The following is a 407-nucleotide window of genomic DNA, read 5'->3' as shown; positions in this document are numbered from 1 at the left end:
TCGATGACCGTGGCTAGGTACATGTTCTTGCCACCCTTACACGGCAGGTACGTAATGTCGCCAACATAGACGTGGTTCGGCCTGTCAGCGGTGAATTTGCGGCCCACTAAATCTGGCATGACGCGGTGACCAGGCTTACGCCTGGTGGTGATGCATCGACGCCGTTTACTAAAGCCTTTCAGCCCCATGGATTTCATGATGCGTGCGACCTTCTTGTGATTGATCGGGCCGAAATCCGTATCACTGTTGAGGCTCGCAGCGATGCGTTTAGCACCATAAAGCCCGTGCTCATCATCGAAGATGGTCTTGATTCTCGCCCCAATAAGGGCATCGGAACACATCTTTAACCTGCGTTTTTCGCGGGTTTGCACCCACTTATAAAACGAGGAGCGATTGAGCTTTAACAC

The 407-nt window shown here is 52.1% G+C and carries 1 protein-coding gene; it reads right to left on the bottom strand.

All coding sequences use genetic code 11. The features are described from left to right. The coding region (locus HMPREF2792_RS07670) for an IS3 family transposase (protein WP_158011586.1) at nt 1-407 on the bottom strand (407 nt) is incomplete at both ends.

Origin of the sequence: Corynebacterium sp. HMSC068H04 (assembly GCF_001811255.1) — a bacterium.
Classification (GTDB): domain Bacteria; phylum Actinomycetota; class Actinomycetes; order Mycobacteriales; family Mycobacteriaceae; genus Corynebacterium; species Corynebacterium hesseae.
Note: the sequence above shows the minus strand (reverse complement) of the source record. Positions and strands in the feature narration are given on the sequence as shown.